This window comes from Nonomuraea sp. B19D2, from assembly GCF_040137845.1.
GTDB lineage: Bacteria > Actinomycetota > Actinomycetes > Streptosporangiales > Streptosporangiaceae > Nonomuraea.
The window spans coordinates 1-17,928 of record NZ_JBEFAK010000029.1 but is presented as its reverse complement, the minus strand read 5'-3'; the positions used below and the strand labels follow the sequence as shown (position 1 = coordinate 17,928).

The following is a 17,928-nucleotide window of genomic DNA, read 5'->3' as shown; positions in this document are numbered from 1 at the left end:
AGGTGGCAACCCCATCGAAGACCTGCCCCTACGACGCACAGGAGTGGCAAGTGACAGCTGAAGCCTCTCGTGGTGCAGACGCACCTCCGGAGCTCGTGCAGCTGCTCACCCCCGAGGGCGAGCGGGTCGAGCACCCCGACTATGACATCGACCTGACCGACGAGGAGGTCAGGTCGCTCTACCGTGACCTGGTCCTCGTCCGGCGCATCGACCTGGAGGCCGTGGCGCTGCAGCGCCAGGGTGAGCTGGGCATCTGGGCCTCACTGCTGGGCCAGGAGGCGGCCCAGATCGGCTCGGGCCGCGCGTTGACCGACACAGACATGGCCTTCCCCACCTACCGCGAGCACGGTGTGGCGTGGTGCCGCGATGTGGACCCGCTGAAGCTGCTCGGCCTGTTCAGGGGCGTGAACCACGGCGGCTGGGACCCCGACGAGCACAACTTCCACCTCTACACGATCGTGATCGGCAGCCAGACTCTCCACGCGGTCGGTTACGCCATGGGCATCCAGCGTGACGACGCGAACGCGGCCACCATCGTCTACTTCGGTGACGGGGCCACCTCCCAGGGCGACGTGAACGAGTCGTTCATCTGGGCCAGCGTGTTCAACGCGCCGATCGTGTTCTTCTGCCAGAACAACCAGTGGGCCATCTCCGAGCCCCTGGAGAAGCAGACCCGCATCCCGCTCTACCGCCGTGCCTCGGGCTTCGGCTTCCCCGGGATCAGGGTGGACGGCAACGACGTGTTCGCCTGCCTGGCGGTGACCAGGAAGGCCCTGGAAGCCGCCCGCACCGGCCAGGGGCCGACGCTCATCGAGGCGTTCACGTACCGGATGGGCGCGCACACCACCACCGACGACCCGACGCGCTATCGCGTGGCAAGCGAGCTGGAGGCGTGGAAGCTGAAGGACCCGATCGAGCGGGTCAGGTCCTACCTCTTCAAGAACGAGCACGCCGACCCGTCGTTCTTCGACTCCGTCGACGCCGAGGCCGACCAGTTGGGGGCCGACCTGCGCAGGCGCTGCCTGGCCATGCCCGACCCCGGGCCGCTGGACATCTTCGACCACGTCTATCGCGAGCCCCACGCCTTGATGGACCAGGAGCGCGCCCAGTTCGCCGCGTACCTGGAGGGGTTTGCCCGATGACGATCCTGAGTTTGTCGAAGGCGCTCAACGAGGGCATGCGCAAGGCCATGGAGGACGATTCCAAGGTCCTCATCATGGGGGAGGACGTCGGCAAGCTGGGCGGCGTCTTCCGCGTCACGGACGGCCTGCAGAAGGACTTCGGCGAGGACCGCGTCATCGACACGCCGCTGGCCGAGTCGGGCATCATCGGCACCGCGATCGGGCTGGCGCTGCGCGGCTACCGGCCGGTGTGCGAGATCCAGTTCGACGGGTTCGTCTTCCCGGCCGCCGACCAGATCATCACGCAGCTCGCCAAGATGCCGATGCGCTCGCTGGGCGCGATCAAGCTCCCCGTGGTCGTACGCATCCCGTGCGGTGGCGGCATCGGCGCGGTCGAGCATCACAGCGAGTCGCCCGAGGCGTACTTCACCCACACCGCCGGGCTGCGCGTCGTGGCCTGCTCCAACCCGGCCGACGCGTACACCATGATCCAGCAGGCCATCCGCAGCGACGACCCGGTGATCTTCTTCGAGCCCAAGCGCCGTTACTGGGAGAAGGCCGACATCGACACCTCCGCCACGGACTGGTGGCCGCCGCTGCACGCCGCCAAGGTCGTCCGCCAGGGGACCGACGTCACGTTGCTGGCCTACGGCCCCATGGTCAAGACGTGCCTGGAGGCGGCCACGGCCGCCGAGGACGACGGCCGCTCGATCGAGGTGGTCGATCTGCGCTCGCTCAACCCGCTGGACGAGCCGGTCGTGATGGACTCCGTCCGCCGTACCGGGCGGGTGGTGGTCGTCCACGAGGCCCCGGTCAACAGCGGGTTCGGCGCCGAGCTGGCGGCCAGGATCACGGAGCAGTGCTTCTACCACCTGGAGTCGCCGGTGCTCCGGGTCGGCGGCTTCTCCACCCCCTACCCTCCGTCGCGGCTGGAAGAGCACTATCTGCCCGACCTGGACCGGGTGCTCGACGCCGTCGACCGGGCATTCGGGTACTGAGGGGGATTTGATCATGCGACGCGAGTTCAAGCTCCCCGACGTCGGTGAAGGGCTGACGGAGGCCGAGATCGTCCGCTGGCACGTCAAGGCGGGTGACCCGGTCAAGGTCAACCAGATCGTCGTGGAGATCGAGACGGCCAAGTCGATCGTCGAGCTCCCGATCCCGTGGGACGGGGCGGTGTCGGATCTGCTGGCCGACGAGGGCCAGACAGTCGACGTCGGCGCACCCATCATCGCCATCGACACGTCCGAGCCCTCGGAGCAGGCCCAGGCCGCGGCCGAGGACATGGTGCCCAATCCGCCGGCGGAGGGCGCCGTCGAGCCGGGCGCCCACGGCAGCCCGGCCCCGAAGGAGGAGCGCCAGGCGGTCCTGGTCGGCTACGGCGTCAAGACCGGCGCCACCAAGCGCCGTCCCCGCAAGCGCCAGCCGGCCGGCATCCCGGCCACCCCGGTGGCCAACCCGGCCCGCGTGGAGGTGGACGACCACCCGGCCCCGCCCTCCACCCGGACATCCGTCCTGGCCAAGCCACCGGTACGGAAGCTGGCCAAGGACCTCGGCGTGGACCTGGCGGGCATCGCCGGCACCGGCCCCCAGGGCTCCATCACCCGCGACGACGTCCACGCCGCGGCGGAGGCCAAGGAGCCCGTGGCAGCGCCCGAGCGGCCCGAGATCGGGCGTGAGGAGCGCATCCCCATCAAGGGCGTGCGCAAGATGACCGCCCAGGCCATGGTCGCCAGCGCCTTCACCGCCCCCCACGTCACCGAGTTCCTCCAGCTCGACATGACGAACACGATGGAGACGGTCCGGCGCCTGCGCACCTTCCAGGACTTCGCGGAGGTCAAGGTCTCCCCGCTGCTCCTGGTGGCCAAGGCGGTCCTCACCGCCGTCAAACGGCACCCCATGATCAACTCATCGTGGGACGAGGCCGCCCAGGAGATCGTGGTCAAGCGCTACGTCAACCTGGGGATAGCCGCCGCCACCCCCAGGGGCCTGGTGGTGCCCAACGTCAAGGACGCCCACGCCCTGTCACTCCCTGACCTGGCCAAGCAGCTGGCCCAGCTCACCGAGACGGCCAGGGCAGGCCGCACCCAGCCGGCCGAGATGGCGGGCGGCACCTTCACCATTACCAACATCGGCGTCTTCGGCATCGACGCCGGCACCCCCATCCTGAACCCCGGCGAGGCGGCCATCCTCGCCTTCGGCCAGGTCAGGGACATGCCGTGGGTGGTGGACGGCGAGCTGGCGGTGCGCAAGGTGACGACCCTGGCCCTCTCGTTCGACCACCGCATCGTGGACGGCGAGCTGGGCTCGATGTTCCTGCGCGACGTGGGCGCCATGCTGGAGGACCCGCTGCGCATGCTGGCCTGGAGCTAGCAGGGGAGAGAACCACGGCGACCGCCGGGAGGACCCCTCCCCCGGCGATCGCCGTAGGCCCGGGACACCCGTACCCACCACGTACAGAGTCACGTCGGACGGGTTTGATACACCGCCGATAAGGTTGATCGCATGATTCGCCACATCGTGCTGTTCACCTGGACCGACGCCGCCACCGACGAGCAGAAGGAGACGGTGACGGCCGAGCTGCGCAAGCTGCCCGGCGTCATTCCCCAGCTCCGCTCGTACACGGTGGGCGCGGACGCGGGCATCAACCAGGGCAACCACGACTACGGGGTGGTGGCCGACTTCGACAGCGTCGAGGACTACCTGGTCTACCGCGACCACCCGCAGCACCAGGCGGTGATCGCGCAGCACATCAAGCCGATCCTGGCCATGCGCGCCGCGGTGCAGCTGAGCCTCTAGATCTCCTGGATCCCCTAGATCTCCGGCGGGTTGTTCTCGCGGCGCATCAGCCTGTCATCGGAGGTGCGCCCCCTCCTGGGCGCCAGCACGATGCTCAACACCACGCCGATGCCGCCGACGATCATGAAGATGAGCCCGACGACGTCCATGTGGACGCTCTTGCCGAACACATCGGGCTCGATCGCGAACCTCAGGATGGCGCCAAGCGTGAGGAAGAAGATGCTGACCCCGACACCCATGACGACCTCCACGCAAACGGCTGGTACAGCCACGGTCATACCCGGGTATCAGTGATCACACCCGTGGCTTCTCAGGCGAGGCACGAAAGCGGCTTGCCGCCGTTGTAGGTGATCATGTCGAGCACGGCGGTGGCCAGGTCGATCGGGGCGCCGAGGGGCTGCCCGTCGAGCTCGGCGTAGGCGCGGTGCAGGTTGCCGACGATGCGCTCGGAGTCGAGCAGCCCGCCCCACTCGCCCAGATCGGCCTCCCTGGCCGCGTCCAGCGGCGACAGCCCCGCCGCCCGGCCTCGCACGGCGGTCTCCTGTACGAACCGCAGGTAGGCAGCCACCCGGTCGTACACCTCCGGCCCGCACACCTCTCCGTGCCCCGGCACGACCGTCTCCGCCCCCAGCGCCCTGAGCTGGTCGAGGGCGTCCAGCGCCCCGGCCACCGAGCCCATCAGCATGAACGGCGTGCCGCCGTTGAACACGAGGTCGCCGGAGAACAGCAGCCGCCGCTCGGGAATCCACACGTACGAGTCGTTCGTCGTGTGCGCGGCGTGGCCGACGTGCCTGACCTCGCACCGCAGGTCGTCGGAGTGCACGGTGACCCGGTCGGTGAAGGTGAGGAACGGCGGCGTCACCCGCATCTCGCCCCACTCGACCTCGGGCGACCACGCGGGCAGGTACGTGGGGACGCCCTCGGCCAGGATCTGCTCGCGCACGCCTTCGTGGCCGACGATCGTGGCCTCGGGGAAGAGCCAGTTGCCGAACGTGTGGTCGCCGTGGTGGTGGGTGTTGATCAGCGTGGTGATCGGCCGGTCGGTGACCTTCCTGATGGCCTCGCGGAACGCCCGCGTACGGCGCTCGGTCGAGCAGGCGTCGACGCAGATCACGCCGCGCCGCCCGGCCAGGAAGCCGGTGTTGTTGATCCACCAGCTCCCGTCGGGCTGGATGTAGGCGTAGACGCCGTCGGACACCTCTTCGACCCGGGGAGGCGCCAGGGGGTGGTCATGAGTACTGGAGGTCATGCCGCGACGGTACCCGTACGGGTCCTTTTTACGGCAGGCTCTGGCGCTGGCCGCAACTCCCAGGGTTGAAATCAGGGTTCGTCCCCGATGCCCCTGGGTGTCCGGAAAATGCAGCATGGATGACATGAACGAAATCAGCCGACGCGATGAGATCTCGCTGTCGGGCGCCGCACTCCGCGGCGCCCCTTGGAAGGCCGCCGCCATCGGCGGCGGCGCCGTCACCGCGGCCAGCTTCGGCCTGGGCCTGCTCACCGGCGGTGGTGATCTGGTGTGGGCGCTGGGCCTGGGCATCAGCCTGTTCGCCCTGATCGCCGCGATCGGCGCGGTCGCCAAGCCGGAGGAGGGCGACCGGGTGACCCGCCAGGCCAGGCTCTGGTCGTTGCGGCACCCGTGGCGGTTCGCGCTGTTGCCCGCGGGCATCACGGCCGTGCTGGACTATCCGGTGCAGCTCGTGCTCGACAGCGAGGGGGTCTTCGGCTCGGCCGTGCAGGCCCTGTGGCACGGCGCGCTCGTCTACCTGATCGCCGGCGTCCTGACGCTCGTCATGCAGGGCCGCGCCCGATCCGCCCAGTGACGTCAGTGCGTGGGGTCAGCCTGCGCTTCCCTCTCCGCCTGACTCCGGCACACGCAGAACTCGTTGCCCTCGGGGTCACGCATGATCACCCAGCCGGTGCCGTCGGGCTGCCGCTGGTCGTCGAAGACGGTCGCGCCCAGCCCGATCAGCCGCTCGACCTCCTGGTTACGGGTCCTGCCCGCGGTCCCGTTGACGTCGAAGTGCACCCGGTTCTTCACGGTCTTGCCCTCGGGCACGCGGACGAACAGCAGGAACGGGTCCTGCTCGGTGCGCAGCATGACCTCGTCGTCGCCCGGCTTGTCGCCCTCGCCGAGGGGCAGCCCGGTCGCCTTGCTCCACCAGCTGGCGATCTCGTACGGGTCGGCGGCGTCGACGGTGACGGCGTGGATTTCGATCACGCAGCCACCTAAGCCGGAAGCGGCTTGCGACGTCAAGCGAGAATCCGCAGCCCGACGACCCCGACCAGGATCAGCGCGATCGAGATGAGGTGCGGCAACGAGACCTCGTCCCCCATGGCGATCATGCCGAGCACCGCGGTGCCCGCGGCGCCGACGCCGGTCCAGACGGCGTACGCGGTGCCGACCTCGAGGGTTCTGAGCGCGTGCCGCTCAACGGGGTCATTCCCACCAGATCGTGACCCACCGGTCGCGGGGCACCGGCCACATGCCCAGCTCCAGCACGGTGTCCGCCACCTCCTGCGCCCTTGACGGGTCGAGGCACACCCGGCGGCACACGCTCGTCGCCAGCTCCTCCAGCGACGTGAATCGTTCCAGCGGGGCCTCCCGCTCCTCCACCTGCACCGCGAAGCCGAGCGCCGCCGCCAGCGCCACGCAGTCCTCGGCGATGGGCCGCACCGGCCGGTCCACCCCGTGGAAGTGCTGCCACAGCGGCGTCATCCAGCTCATCGGATGGCGGTGGGGCAACTCCAGCACCACCCGCCCCTGCGTGCGGTCGTCGAGTGCGCGCAGGAAGCCCGCCAGGTCGGGGACGTTGTAGACCACGTGCGCGGCGACGGCGACGTCGACCACGGGCACCTGGCCGGCCACGTCGGGCCAGCGGCCCTCGATCGCCGTGACCGGCACCCCGAGCTTCTCCGCCCTGGCCGTCAGCCCCTCCAGCATGGGGGCCGAGGTGTCGACCGCGTACAGGTGGCCGATGCGCTCGTGCAGCGGCAGGGACGCGGCTCCTGGACCCGAGCCCACGTCGAGCAGCGTGCCCATGTCCGGCAGCGCCTCGAAGAGCCGGGTCATGGTGGGGCCGTCGTCGGGCTCGGCAAGCGCTCTGTCGGTACGGGCGCCGAACCGCTCGGGCGAATGGCCCCACGGATCAACGGGGGCCTCGGCCATGATCTCGGGGGGAATGGCCCAGGAATCCAGGCGCTCTCGCCATCTCGCGGCGAGTTCTTCGGCGTCCATGGAGAGCAGCATGCCATGCATAGCACGGGTTACCCGCGGGTAGCATTTCAGAGTAAGGTTACTCGCCAGTACAGAAACCTCGGTTCAAGGAGATCGACACCCATGGGCCACTACAAGAGCAACGTGCGTGACCTGGAGTTCAACCTCTTCGAGGTGTTCGGGAGGCGCGAGATCCTCGGCACAGGGCCCTTTGTGGATCTGGACGAGGAGGTTGCCCGCGGCATCCTGGACGAGGTCAGCAGGCTGGCCACCGGCGTCCTCGCCGACTCCTTCGAGGAGGGCGACAGGCACCCGCCCGTGTTCGACGCGGCGACCGGCTCGGTGACCATCCCCGATGGCTTCAAGAAGTCGTACAAGGCGCTGGTCGACGGCGGCTGGGTGAACCTCGACCTGCCCGCCGAACTGGGCGGCCCCGGCATCCCGAGGAGCCTGGCCTGGGCCACGGCCGAGCTGGTGCTCGGTGCGAACCCGGCGCTCTACATGTACGGGGCGGGGCCCAACTTCGCCTACACGCTGTGGAAGGTCGGCACGCCCGAGCAGAAGCGCTTCGCGGAGCTGGCCATCGAGCGCGAGTGGGGCGCCACGATGGTGCTCACCGAGCCGGACGCCGGATCCGACGTGGGCACGGGGCGTACCAAGGCGGTGCGGCAGGAGGACGGCACCTGGCACATCGAGGGCGTCAAGCGCTTCATCACCAGCGCCGAGCACGACATGGCCGAGAACATCTTCCACCTCGTCCTGGCCCGTCCCGAGGGCCACGGCCCCGGCACCAAGGGGCTGTCGATGTTCCTGGTGCCGAAGTTCCTCGTGAACCTGGAGACCGGCGAGCTCGGCGAGCGCAACGGCGCCTACGTCACGAACGTCGAGAAGAAGATGGGGCTGAAGGTCTCCACGACGTGCGAGCTCACGTTCGGCGACAAGCACCCGGCGGTCGGCTACCTCGTGGGCGACGTGCATGAGGGCATCAGGCAGATGTTCATGGTGATCGAGCACGCCCGCATGATGGTCGGCACCAAGGCCATCGCCACGCTCTCCACCGGCTACCTGAACGCGCTGGAGTACGCCAAGGCACGCGTGCAGGGCGCGGACCTGACGCGGATGGCCGACAAGACCGCCCCGCGCGTCACCGTGACGCACCACCCGGACGTGCGGCGCGAGCTCATGCTGCAGAAGTCGTACGCCGAGGGCATGCGGGCCCTGGTGCTCTACACGGCCACGTTCCAGGACACCCTCCTCGTCAACCCGGACGACCGGCACGCCCACGACATGAACGACCTGCTGCTGCCCATCGTCAAGGGCGTCGGCTCCGAGCGGTCGTACGAGCTGCTCTCCCGCTCGCTGCAGACCCTCGGCGGCTCCGGCTACCTGCAGGACTACCCGATCGAGCAGTACATCCGAGACGCCAAGATCGACTCCCTGTACGAGGGCACGACCGCGATCCAGGGCCTCGACCTGTTCTTCCGGAAGATCCTGCGCAACCAGGGCGCAGCGGTCGGGTCACTGCTGGCCGAGATCGGCGAGTTCGCCGGCTCGGAGGCGGGCAACGGCCGGCTGAAGGAGGAGCGCAAGCTGCTCGCCGAGGCCGTCGCCGAGGTCAAGGCCATGGGCGACACCATGGCGGGCTGGGCGCTGTCCTCGCTGGAGACGCCCACCGAGGTCTACAAGGTCGGGCTGAACACCACCCGGCTCCTGCTCGCGCTGGGCGACCTGGTGATCGGCTGGCTGCTGCTGCGCCAGGCAGAGGTGGCGCTGGAGAAGCTGACCGAGGGCGAGGACCCGTTCTACCTCGGCAAGGTCGCCGCGGCCTCGTTCTTCGCCAAGACCGTGCTGCCCCGGCTGGCCACCGAGCGGCGCGTGCTGGACTCCACCGGGCAGGAGCTCATGGAGCTTCCCGAGGAGGCCTTCTAGCAAGGAAGTAACCTTCCGGGATGTGTCCAGAGGGACTATCACCCCTGCCCACGATGCCCGATGCGGTCCATGACGTGATTTCTCAGCCCTCCCATCGTTCGTTCCGCCGTGTTTCGTTTTGTTCGTTTCATGGGTAAGGTGGGCAGTGAAGATGGGAGGGACATCATGACGGTGGAGGTGGCCGAGCGAACCGTGCTACCGCCCGGGGTGCCGTTGGACCGCCTGGCCGATTTGGTGCGGCATGCGGCGAGTGGACGCGCAGAGCTGGTGAGTCCGGCTGGGGAGCGGGTCGTGCTGCCCGATGAGGTTTTCGACGTGTTGCGGCTGGTCGTGCTGGCCATGGCGGCAGGTCAAGCGGTGACGATTGCCCCGCATCATCAGACGTTGACCACTCAGGAGGCCGCGGACCTGCTGGGGGTGAGCCGCCCGACGGTGGTGCGGCTGCTGGAACGCGGCGAGATCCCCTACAGCCAGCCCGGCCGGCATCGGCGGATCCTGCTGCGCGATGTGCTGGCCTATCGCGAGCGGCGGCATCACCTGCGCAGGGCCGCGCTGGACCGGATGGTGGAATTCTCCGAGGAAGCCGATCTGTATGAGGTGACCGCGACTCCGCGATCCACCCGTTGACGATGACACCCCCACTTCGCGGAGAACGCAATGTCCTACAGCGTGGTTCTCGATACCTGCGTGCTGTATCCGGCCTACCTGCGCGACACGCTGCTGCGATTGGCCGAGGCCACGCTCTTTCGTCCGCTGTGGTCGGAGGACATCCTTGAAGAGCTGGGCCGTAACCTCACCGAGGCCGGCATCCCCGCCGAGGTGGTCCGTCGCCTTCTGACCGAGATGCAGGCCGCCTTCGAGGGAGCAGACGTGGTCGGCTACCAGTCGTTCCTCCCGGACATGACGTGTGATCCCAAGGATCGGCATGTGCTGGCCGCGGCCGTGTCATCCAGGGCAGATGCACTGGTCACCTTCAACGTCAAGGATTTCCCGGCCGCCTCTCGTGCGCCGTATGACATCGAGCTGCTCAGCCCGGACGGGTTTCTCCTCGGATTGTTGGACGCCGAACCCCGGCTTGTCATGCACACTCTTGCCGAGCAGGCCGCCTGCTACAAGCGAGAGCCGAGGTCTATATGGGGGCTGTTGACCGCGTTGGAGCGGGCAGGTGTGCCGGGATTCGCCGAGGAGATCCGGCGTCAGTTCGGCTGATGGAGAGGGCAGCAGGAGAGGCGAGGCCTGATGCGATGCGGTAGCCCGAGCCCTGAGCCGTCCCTGACATCATTCGGACATGCAGCAAACAGGGAAAGTGCTCTTCCGCCCCGCCCGCAAGGAGGACGTGCCCGCGATCGTGGCGATGCTCGCCGACGACCATCTCGGCGCCACGCGTGAGGGCGACCCGCATGACGAGCGTTACCTGGCGGCGTTCGAGCGGGTGGACGCCAACCCGTACGACGAGCTGATCGTGGCCGAGCAGGACGGCGAGGTGGTGGGCACCATGCAGCTCACGTACCTGGCCGGGCTGTCGCGGCTGGGCGCGGAGCGGTGCCTGATCGAGGCCGTCAGGGTCGCCGCCGCCACCCGCGGCCAGGGTCTCGGCCGCCGGATGATCGAGTGGGCCATAGACAGGGCGCGGGAGCGCGGTTGCGCGATCGTGCAGCTGACCTCCGACAAGTCACGTACGGACGCGCACCGCTTCTACGACAACCTCGGTTTCACGGCCTCCCACGTGGGCTACAAGCTCTCGCTGAGCTGAGCCGCGGCACAAGGGCTGATCTCGACCAGGTTGTCGTGGAAGCCGGGGCCCCTGCCCATGTCCCCGTCCCGCTCCGCCACGACCGCGTTCGGGTTGGCGCCGCCCGGGGTGAGCTTCGGCCAGCGGCCCTTCGGGGAGGCCACCACCCCGGCCGCCACACGGTCGCTGATCTCCACGTCCGCCAGGAACTCCCCGCCGTCGTTGTGCACGCGTACGCGCTGCCCGCCCACCAGGCCGCGCGCCGCCGCGTCGGCCGGGTTGACCAGCACCACCGGGTCCTTGGCGCGCCGCCGCAGCTCGGGGTTGTTGCCGAAGATGGTGTTGAGGAACGTGTGCGAGGCGGGCGTGACCAGCGCCAGCGGGTACGGCGAGCGCCCCCGCGCAAGGGTCGTGTGGGACGGCGTGTACGCCTTGCCTGCCGGAGGGAAGCGCAGCTTGCCGGACCGCGTCGGGAAGCCCTCGGCGAACGGCGTGAAGGGCTTGGGATAGTTCATCCGCACCCAGCCCTCCTTGCGCAGCCGGTCGAGCGTGACGCCCTCCAGCGACGGGTGCCCGCTGGAGAGCAGCTGCTCGGCCAGCTCCAGGTCCGAGTCGAACAGCGACGGCTCGGTCATCCCCATGTGGGCCGCCAGCCGCCGGAACGTCTCCGTCGTGGCCAGGCACTCGCCGGGCGGCGCCACGGCGGGCTCGTTCCACAGCAGGTAAAGATGCCCGTACCCGGCGTGCAGGTCATGGTGCTCGGTCTGCATGGTCGCCGGCAGCACGATGTCGGCGTAGTCCACGGTGTCGGTCGGGAACTGCTCCATGACCACCGTGAACAGGTCCTCGCGGGCGAGCTGCCGCCTGATCGCGTTCGCGTCGGGGCTCGAGCCCGCCGGGTTGGCCGCGTACACCCACAGGCACTTCACGTCGTCCAGCTGGGACGCGAGCTTGGTCATGACCAGGGTGCGGACCGGCTTGGCCAGCAGGTCGTCGCGCGTGTCGATGTCGAGGTGGACGTGGCCGCTGGTCGAGTACGCCACGCCGCCCCCGGGGTGGCGCCAGTCGCCGGTGACGCCGGGGATCGCCGCGATCGTGCGCAGCGCGGTGCCGCCGCCCTCGTGACGCTGGAGGCCCTGGGTGGCGCGGATGGCGGTGGGGCGGGTGTGCGCGAGCCGCATCCCCAGGCTGTGGATGGCCTCAGCCGGAATGCCGGTGATTTCAGCCACAGTCTCGACCGGATATTTCAGGATTTCCTGGCGGAAGTCCTCCCAGCCCTCGGTGTGCTCGGCCAGGAACTCCTCGTCCTGCGCGTTCTCCGCCAGCACGACGTTGAGCAGCCCGAGCGCGAGCGCCGCGTCCGTGCCCGGCCTGATCGCCAGGTACTCGTCTGCCTGGTCGGCCGTCCTGGTGCGGATCGGGTCGATGGCCACGACGTGCGCGCCGTTCGCCCGCGCGTCCTGGATGAACTTCCACAGATGGTGGCCGCTGGTCAGCGTGTTCGTGCCCCAGAGCAGGATCAGCTTGGCCAGCGCGAAGTTCTCCGGGTCCATGCCGCCCGCGGTGCCGTTCGTACGGGTCAGGCCGCTGCTGCCGGCCGCCGAGCAGATGTTGAGCCAGTGCTTGGAGGCGCCGAGCACGTTCCAGAACCGCCTGCCGGCCACGCCCTCGCAGCCCTGCAGGTAGCCGAGCGTGCCCGTGCCGAGGTAGGGCCAGATGGCCTCGCCGCCGTGCTCCTCGACGATGCCGCGCAGCCGTACGGAGATCTCGTCGAGCGCCTCCTCCCACGTGATGCGCTCGAACTGGCCGGACCCCTTGGGGCCCGTGCGGCGCAGCGGGTAGAGGATGCGGTCATCCGCCTGAACGTGCTCCAGATAACGGTTGACCTTCACGCATAGGGCGCCTCTGGTGTAGGGCTGGTCGGGGTTTCCGCGTAGTTTGACGGCCTTGCCGTTCTCCACGGTGACTATCCAGGAACAGGTATCCGGGCAGTCCAGCGGACACGCCCCCAAAACCCTCAGCTCGCCCGACATGGCTCACAGACTACGTTCTGGAAATCCGTGTAGCCTGCCCGGTGCGACGACTGCGGGGACGATTTAGCAGACTGGAATCCTGGAGATCGTACGGTCGGGCCGGGAAGGTGCAGAATCTCTGTCGGTGGCCGAAATCAGGGAACGAGATGACACGGAGGACCTCGCGGAGGGGGATCCAGCCGTGGCTGAGTCACGCGCGGAAAGCGACATCTACGTGGTAGAGCCGCTGCTGCCCCAGCGTCTACGCCGTCCATCCGACCTGCTGCGCTTCTTCGCCACGCTCATCGTGCTCGGTGCGGCCATCCTGCTCATGCTGGTCGCCAAGCAGACCCTCATCGGGCTCGAGCAGGACGTCAAGGAGGGCGCGCAGCTGGTGCCCCTGCTCAGCAGGGTCGCCGCGTTCCTCGGCGGCGCGGCCGTGCTCATCGTGCCCGCGGCGTTCGCGGTCGAGCGGGTCTTCCACCGCGACGGCCTGCGGGTCGCGGAGGGGCTGATCGCCGCGATCGTCGGCATGGCCGGATCGTTCCTGCTCGGGCAGTGGCTCGTGGCGGGCAACGCCGACGACCTGCGCCTGCTGCTGACCGGCAACAGGACGATCGAGCCGCTGAACACGCTGCTCACCTCGGTCGTCGCGTACGCCACCGCCGTCCGCATCTCGCGCCGGCCCACGTGGCGCATGCTGATGTGGACCACGATCGCCCTCTACATCCTCGCGTTCTTCTCCGGCAGGCAGATCACCCTGCCAAGCGCCATCGTCACCGTGCTGGTCGGCATGGCCATCGGCTACGCCACCCTCTACGGCGTCGGCAGCCCCAACACCAGGCCGGCGGGGAGCGCCGTGGTGGCCGCGCTCCGCAAGCTGTCGTTCCCGGTGGTCTCGGCCCGCCGTATCGAGGACGACCACCAGGGCAGCCGCCGCTACGCCATCGGGCTCAAGGACGGCGCCCACCTCGACGTCACCGTGCTCGACCGCGACCGGCAGGTGGCCGGGCTGCCGTACCGGCTGTGGCGGCGCATCAGGCTCCACTCCGAGACCCGGCGCAGGGCCATCAGGTCGCTGCGCGCCGAGCTCGAACGGGAGGCGCTCATGGCGTACGCGGCCCAGGCGGCCGGCGCCAGCACGCCCCGGCTGCTCGGCACCAGCGAGATCGGCACCGAGGCGGCGCTGCTCGCGTACGAGCACATCGAGACGCGCCCGCTCGACGAGGTGCCCGACGAGCAGATCGACGACGACCTGCTCGCCCAGATCTGGGAGCAGGTCGAGCTGCTGCACGTGCAGCGCCTGGCGCACCGGCGGCTCACCGGCGACAGCGTCCACCTCGACCGGGCGGGCCGCGTCGTGCTGACCGACGCGCGCAGTGGCGAGATCGCCGCCGGAGACCTGCTGCTCAGGCTCGACGTCGCCCAGCTCCTCACCTACCTGGCGCTGCGGGTCGGCCCCGAGCGCTCGGTGCGGGCCGCGGCGGCCGTCATGGGGCCGGACACGCTGGCCGCCGCCATGCCGCTGCTCCAGCAGATCGCGCTGACCCGGGAGACCCGCGCGGCCCTGTCGAAGGCCAAGCACGTGCTGCCCGGCATCCGCGAGCAGATCGTCGCGCTCAAGCCGCAGGGCAAGGTCGAGGAGGTACGCCTCGAGCGGTTCAGGCCGCGCACCCTGATCACGATCATCGCCAGCACGCTGGCCGCTTACTTCCTGCTCTCCCAGCTCAGCCAGGTCAACGTCTACCAGGTCGTCACCACGGCCAACTGGGCCTGGTCGGGGCTGGCGCTGGTCGCGTCGTTCGTCAGCTTCGTGGCCGCCGCGCTGATGCTGAGAGGGTTCGTGCCCGAGCACCTGCCGCTCTGGCGCACGGTGCTCGTGCAGTTCGCGTCCTCGTTCGTCAAGCTCGTCACGCCCGCGGCCGTCGGCGGCGTCGCCATCAACACCCGCTACCTGCAGAAACGCGGCATCTCGCCGGCCAGCGCGGTGGCCAGCGTAGGGGCCTCGCAGCTGATCATGCTGGTCTTCCACATCGCGCTGCTGGCGCTGTTCGCCTACATCACCGGCTCCAACACCAACACCTCGTTCACGCCGTCGCGCGGGCTCGTCCTGGTGCTGCTGGCAGTGGCCGTGATGGTCGTGGTGGTGCTCGGGGTGCCGCCGCTGCGCAGGATCGTCACCTCGCGGATGCGCAAACTCTTCTCGAACGTGCTGCCGCGGCTGCTCGACGTGCTGCAGTCGCCGCGCAAGGTGATCGAGGCGTGCACGGGCACGCTCATGATCACCATCGCGTTCGTGGTCTGCCTGGACGCCTGTGTGGCGGCGTTCGGCGGTGACATCAGCTTCACCGCCGTCGCCGTCGTCTACCTCACGGCCAACGCGATCGGCTCTGCCGCACCCACTCCCGGCGGGCTGGGCGCGGTCGAGGGCGCGCTCGCGCTGGGGCTGACCGTGGCGGGCGTGCCGGCCGAGCTGGCCACCTCTGCCGTGCTGCTGCACCGGCTCCTCACGTTCTGGCTTCCGGTGCTGCCCGGCTGGGCCTCCTTCACCTACCTCCAGCGGCACGAAGCCCTGTAACGGTCATGAGGTGCCCCTTTCGATGATCCACGACAGCGCGAAGGACTCCTCGCGCCAGGCGTCGTAACGCCCGCTGCGGCCGCCGTGCCCGGCGCCCATCTCCGTCTTGAGCAGGAACGGCCCGCCGCTCGCCGTCGCCCGCAGCCTGGCGATCCACTTCGCCGGCTCGTGGTACATCACGCGGGTGTCGTTCAGGCTGGTGATCGCCAGGATCGGCGGGTACGGCCTGTCGTCCACGTTCTCGTACGGCGTGTAGCTCTTCATGTAGGCGTAGACGTCGGGGTTGTGCAGCGGGTCGCCCCACTCGTCCCATTCGATCACGGTCAGCGGGAGCGACGGGTCGAGGATGGTGTTCAGTGCGTCGACGAACGGCACCTCGGCCACCACGCCCGCGAACTCCTCCGGCGCCAGGTTCGCCACCGCGCCCATCAGCAGGCCGCCGGCAGAGCCGCCCCTGGCGATGATCCGCTCGCTCCAGCCGGTCGCCTTCAGGTGCCTGGCCGCGGCCACGAAGTCGGTGAACGTGTTGCGCTTCCTGGTGAGCTTGCCCTCCTCGTACCAGCGGCGGCCCATCTCGCCGCCGCCCCTGACATGCGCGACGGCGAAGATGAACCCGCGGTCGAGCAGCGAGAGCCTCGGGACCGAGAAGGCGGGATCGAGGGAGGTCTCGTAGCTCCCGTACCCGTACAGCACGGTCGGGGCGGGCTTGGCGGCGTTCTTGCGCTTCACGATGGACACGGGGATCCTCGTGCCGTCCTCGGCCGTGGCCCACTCGCGGAACTGCTCGTAGTCGGCCGGGTCGAAGCCGCCCAGCACGGGGCGCCGCTTGAGCAGGATCAGCTCGTGCGTGTCGAGCTCGTAGTCGTACACGCTGGGCGGGGTGATCATGCTCGTGTACGCGAGCCTGAGCCTGGTCGTGGTGAACTCAGGGTTGCCCGCGGGGCCGACGTCGTAGAGCGGCTCGGGGAAGTCGATCTCGTACGCGTTCCGTTCGGCGGCCTCTGCCCGCTCGCGCCAGTCCTGCACGTCGGGATGGTTCGGATAGGGGAGGACCCGCAGACCGGTCAGCCCGTCGCGGCGGAAGTGCACCACGGCGTGGTCGGAGAACGCGTCGACCTCCAGGAGCCTGGTGTCGTCCCGGTGGGCGATCAGCGGGGTCCAGTTGCCGGGATCGTCGAGCGGCGCGGTGGCCAGCTCGAAGTTCTCGGCGTCCTCGTTGTGGAGCACGTAGAAGAAGTCGCCCGCGTGCTCGACGCCGTACTCGACGCCCGTCTTCCTGGGGCGCACCACCTTGAACTCACCCGTGGGGTCGGTGGCGTCGAGAATGCGCACCTCACTGGTGATCTTGCTGCCCGCGCCGAGCATCAGGTACTTCTCGCTCCGCGTGAGCCCGATGCCGACCCAGTAACGCTCGTCGGTCTCCTCGTAGACCAGCACGTCCTCCTCGGTGCCGAGGGTGTGCCGGTAGACCTGGTACGGACGCCAGGCCTCGTCGACGCGCGTGTAGAAGAACGTCGAGCCGTCCGCCGACCAGGCGCCTCCGTAGAAGATGTCCTCGATCTCGTCGGGGAGCACCTCGCCTGTCTCCAGATTCTTGAACCTGAGCGTGAATCGCTCGTCGCCCTTGTAGTCGGCCGAGTAGGCCAGCATCGTGCCGTCGGGCGTGACGGAGCTGGTGCCGATCGAGAAGAACGGGCTGTCGCCGGCGAGTTCGTTGCCGTCGAGAATCACCTGCTCGCGGTCGAGCTTTTCTCCAGGGGTGATCTCCGGAGGCGCGTCGCCCGCCGCGGGGACGCGGCAGGAGACGGAGTACTGCTTGCCTTCCTCCGTACGCGAGAAGTACCACCAGGTGCCCTTGCGGCTGGCCACGGACAGGTCGGTTTCCTGAGTGCGGCCCTTGATCTCCTGGAACACCTGCTCCTGAAGATCGGAGAGGTGAGCGGTCTCCTGTTTGAGGAATTCGTTCTCCGCCTCCAGATAGGCGGTGGTATCTGGATCTTCCTTGTTGCTGAGCCAGGCGTACTCGTCGATGACGCTGTCACCGTGGTGGGTGCGCTTCGTCGGAACCTTCTTCGCCACTGGCGGCATGTTGCTGCTCACGTGGGGAGTCTATGTTCGGTCGTGATCGATCTGTGTCCGTTGAAGACGGCGATCCGGCTCGAGGGGTCGGGAGCGCTGCTAATCTTGAAGAGCCGACGCGGTACGGCGCAACCCTTCTTCTCCTCCTTCACTCCGGTGGATGTTCGTATCACTCCGGATGGGCTGGTAAGTTAGAGGGGTTGTCCCGGAAGCGGGGCACGGATTAATTCCTACAGATCGAGCAAGTCGGGTCAATTTGACAGGGACTTGAACGGCTGAAAGAATTAAGACACAACGAAATGAACGCCTCCGAGCGAAAAGCCTGAACGGTTTCGAGTGAGGAAGTACGCGTCCGTTTCTTGAGAACTCAACAGTGTGTTAAAAGCCAGTGCATGAGATACATGCATATCCCCGTCTTTTGACGGAAATTGCTTGGATTCACAATCCAAACGTAAACATTG

General features: G+C 68.6%; 16 protein-coding genes and 1 pseudogene. 10 read left to right on the top strand and 7 right to left on the bottom strand.

Translation table 11 applies throughout. The annotated features are described in order from the left end of the window. The first annotated feature begins 50 nt into the window (after positions 1-50). The 4 genes from pdhA (at position 51) to ABN273_RS38815 (ending at position 3,920) form a co-directional block, all read left to right on the top strand. Positions 51-1,142, top strand: a complete 1,092-nt coding sequence (pdhA, locus tag ABN273_RS38830; RefSeq protein ID WP_349454220.1) for a pyruvate dehydrogenase (acetyl-transferring) E1 component subunit alpha — start codon at positions 51-53, stop codon at positions 1,140-1,142. Continuing rightward, entirely contained in the window at positions 1,139-2,119 is a 981-nt protein-coding gene (locus ABN273_RS38825) for an alpha-ketoacid dehydrogenase subunit beta (RefSeq protein WP_349454218.1), read from the top strand. Before pdhA ends, ABN273_RS38825 begins: the two co-directional genes overlap by 4 nt. A gap of 13 nt (positions 2,120-2,132) precedes the next feature. After that, on the top strand, positions 2,133-3,494 hold the full coding sequence (locus tag ABN273_RS38820; RefSeq protein WP_349454216.1) for a dihydrolipoamide acetyltransferase family protein: 1,362 nt from the start codon (positions 2,133-2,135) through the stop codon (positions 3,492-3,494). 132 nt (positions 3,495-3,626) lie between these two features. Further along, a complete protein-coding gene (locus ABN273_RS38815; protein ID WP_349454214.1) occupies positions 3,627-3,920 on the top strand; it encodes a Dabb family protein in 294 nt (97 codons plus the stop codon). Between the two features lie 14 nt (positions 3,921-3,934). Here the strand turns inward: ABN273_RS38815 and ABN273_RS38810 are convergent, their stop codons facing one another. Both ABN273_RS38810 and ABN273_RS38805 read right to left on the bottom strand, forming a co-directional pair. Beyond that, positions 3,935-4,159 carry a hypothetical protein gene (locus ABN273_RS38810; RefSeq protein ID WP_349454212.1) on the bottom strand — a complete coding sequence of 75 codons (225 nt, stop codon included), beginning with the start codon at positions 4,157-4,159 and terminating at the stop codon, positions 3,935-3,937. 71 nt (positions 4,160-4,230) lie between these two features. Continuing rightward, on the bottom strand, positions 4,231-5,169 hold the full coding sequence (locus ABN273_RS38805) for an MBL fold metallo-hydrolase (protein ID WP_349454211.1): 939 nt from the start codon (positions 5,167-5,169) through the stop codon (positions 4,231-4,233). 124 nt (positions 5,170-5,293) lie between these two features. Here ABN273_RS38805 and ABN273_RS38800 point away from each other — a divergent pair, with 124 nt between their 5' ends. Further along, a complete protein-coding gene (locus ABN273_RS38800; RefSeq protein ID WP_349454209.1) occupies positions 5,294-5,743 on the top strand; it encodes a hypothetical protein in 450 nt (149 codons plus the stop codon). 2 nt (positions 5,744-5,745) lie between these two features. Here the strand turns inward: ABN273_RS38800 and ABN273_RS38795 are convergent, their stop codons facing one another. From ABN273_RS38795 to ABN273_RS38785, 3 genes and pseudogenes are all read right to left on the bottom strand, one after another. Beyond that, complete coding sequence (locus ABN273_RS38795) at positions 5,746-6,141, bottom strand: VOC family protein (RefSeq protein ID WP_349454207.1); 396 nt, start codon at positions 6,139-6,141, stop codon at positions 5,746-5,748. Positions 6,142-6,173: 32 nt separating this feature from the next. Next, positions 6,174-6,332 (bottom strand): annotated as a pseudogene (locus ABN273_RS38790) (DMT family transporter); the annotation flags it as partial. A gap of 28 nt (positions 6,333-6,360) precedes the next feature. Beyond that, entirely contained in the window at positions 6,361-7,158 is a 798-nt protein-coding gene (locus tag ABN273_RS38785) for a class I SAM-dependent methyltransferase (protein ID WP_349454205.1), read from the bottom strand. 102 nt (positions 7,159-7,260) lie between these two features. On the opposite strand from ABN273_RS38785, the gene ABN273_RS38780 reads away from it, so the two are divergent. From ABN273_RS38780 to ABN273_RS38765, 4 genes are all read left to right on the top strand, one after another. Then, positions 7,261-9,066, top strand: coding sequence for an acyl-CoA dehydrogenase (locus tag ABN273_RS38780; RefSeq protein ID WP_349454204.1), 1,806 nt, complete (start codon positions 7,261-7,263; stop codon positions 9,064-9,066). Between the two features lie 165 nt (positions 9,067-9,231). Next, positions 9,232-9,693 carry a helix-turn-helix domain-containing protein gene (locus ABN273_RS38775; RefSeq protein ID WP_349454202.1) on the top strand — a complete coding sequence of 154 codons (462 nt, stop codon included), beginning with the start codon at positions 9,232-9,234 and terminating at the stop codon, positions 9,691-9,693. A 30-nt stretch (positions 9,694-9,723) separates the two neighbouring features. Next, positions 9,724-10,275, top strand: coding sequence for a PIN domain-containing protein (locus ABN273_RS38770; protein ID WP_349454200.1), 552 nt, complete (start codon positions 9,724-9,726; stop codon positions 10,273-10,275). 79 nt (positions 10,276-10,354) lie between these two features. Then, positions 10,355-10,819 (top strand): GNAT family N-acetyltransferase, encoded by a 465-nt coding sequence (locus ABN273_RS38765; protein WP_349454198.1) that lies wholly within the window; start codon positions 10,355-10,357, stop codon positions 10,817-10,819. Here ABN273_RS38765 and ABN273_RS38760 read toward each other — a convergent pair. Beyond that, a complete protein-coding gene (locus ABN273_RS38760) occupies positions 10,798-12,831 on the bottom strand; it encodes a molybdopterin-containing oxidoreductase family protein (RefSeq protein ID WP_349454197.1) in 2,034 nt (677 codons plus the stop codon). The two genes, ABN273_RS38765 and ABN273_RS38760, sit on opposite strands and share 22 nt — an antisense overlap. A 181-nt stretch (positions 12,832-13,012) precedes the next feature. Between ABN273_RS38760 and ABN273_RS38755 the strand changes: the two genes are divergently transcribed. Further along, the gene (locus tag ABN273_RS38755; protein ID WP_349454196.1) at positions 13,013-15,388 is read left to right on the top strand and encodes a flippase-like domain-containing protein; all 2,376 of its coding nucleotides are present in this window, start codon (positions 13,013-13,015) and stop codon (positions 15,386-15,388) included. A 3-nt stretch (positions 15,389-15,391) separates the two neighbouring features. On the opposite strand, the gene ABN273_RS38750 is transcribed toward ABN273_RS38755, so the two are convergent. After that, positions 15,392-17,488: a S9 family peptidase gene (locus tag ABN273_RS38750; protein ID WP_349454195.1), complete on the bottom strand. Its 2,097-nt coding sequence runs from the start codon at positions 17,486-17,488 to the stop codon at positions 15,392-15,394. Positions 17,489-17,928: the final 440 nt, after the last annotated feature.

Excerpts from the sequence above, each read along its gene's own strand:
- ABN273_RS38775 (WP_349454202.1), top strand. The coding sequence starts at position 9,232 with ATGACGGTGGAGGTGGCCGAGCGAACCGTGCTACCGCCCGGGGTGCCG.
- ABN273_RS38825 (WP_349454218.1), top strand. The coding sequence starts at position 1,139 with ATGACGATCCTGAGTTTGTCGAAGGCGCTCAACGAGGGCATGCGCAAG.
- ABN273_RS38785 (WP_349454205.1), bottom strand. The coding sequence starts at position 7,158 with ATGGACGCCGAAGAACTCGCCGCGAGATGGCGAGAGCGCCTGGATTCC.
- ABN273_RS38780 (WP_349454204.1), top strand. The coding sequence starts at position 7,261 with ATGGGCCACTACAAGAGCAACGTGCGTGACCTGGAGTTCAACCTCTTC.
- ABN273_RS38770 (WP_349454200.1), top strand. The coding sequence starts at position 9,724 with ATGTCCTACAGCGTGGTTCTCGATACCTGCGTGCTGTATCCGGCCTAC.
- ABN273_RS38815 (WP_349454214.1), top strand. The coding sequence starts at position 3,627 with ATGATTCGCCACATCGTGCTGTTCACCTGGACCGACGCCGCCACCGAC.
- ABN273_RS38820 (WP_349454216.1), top strand. The coding sequence starts at position 2,133 with ATGCGACGCGAGTTCAAGCTCCCCGACGTCGGTGAAGGGCTGACGGAG.
- ABN273_RS38810 (WP_349454212.1), bottom strand. The coding sequence starts at position 4,159 with ATGGGTGTCGGGGTCAGCATCTTCTTCCTCACGCTTGGCGCCATCCTG.
- ABN273_RS38800 (WP_349454209.1), top strand. The coding sequence starts at position 5,294 with ATGAACGAAATCAGCCGACGCGATGAGATCTCGCTGTCGGGCGCCGCA.
- ABN273_RS38760 (WP_349454197.1), bottom strand. The coding sequence starts at position 12,831 with ATGTCGGGCGAGCTGAGGGTTTTGGGGGCGTGTCCGCTGGACTGCCCG.
- ABN273_RS38805 (WP_349454211.1), bottom strand. The coding sequence starts at position 5,169 with ATGACCTCCAGTACTCATGACCACCCCCTGGCGCCTCCCCGGGTCGAA.
- ABN273_RS38765 (WP_349454198.1), top strand. The coding sequence starts at position 10,355 with ATGCAGCAAACAGGGAAAGTGCTCTTCCGCCCCGCCCGCAAGGAGGAC.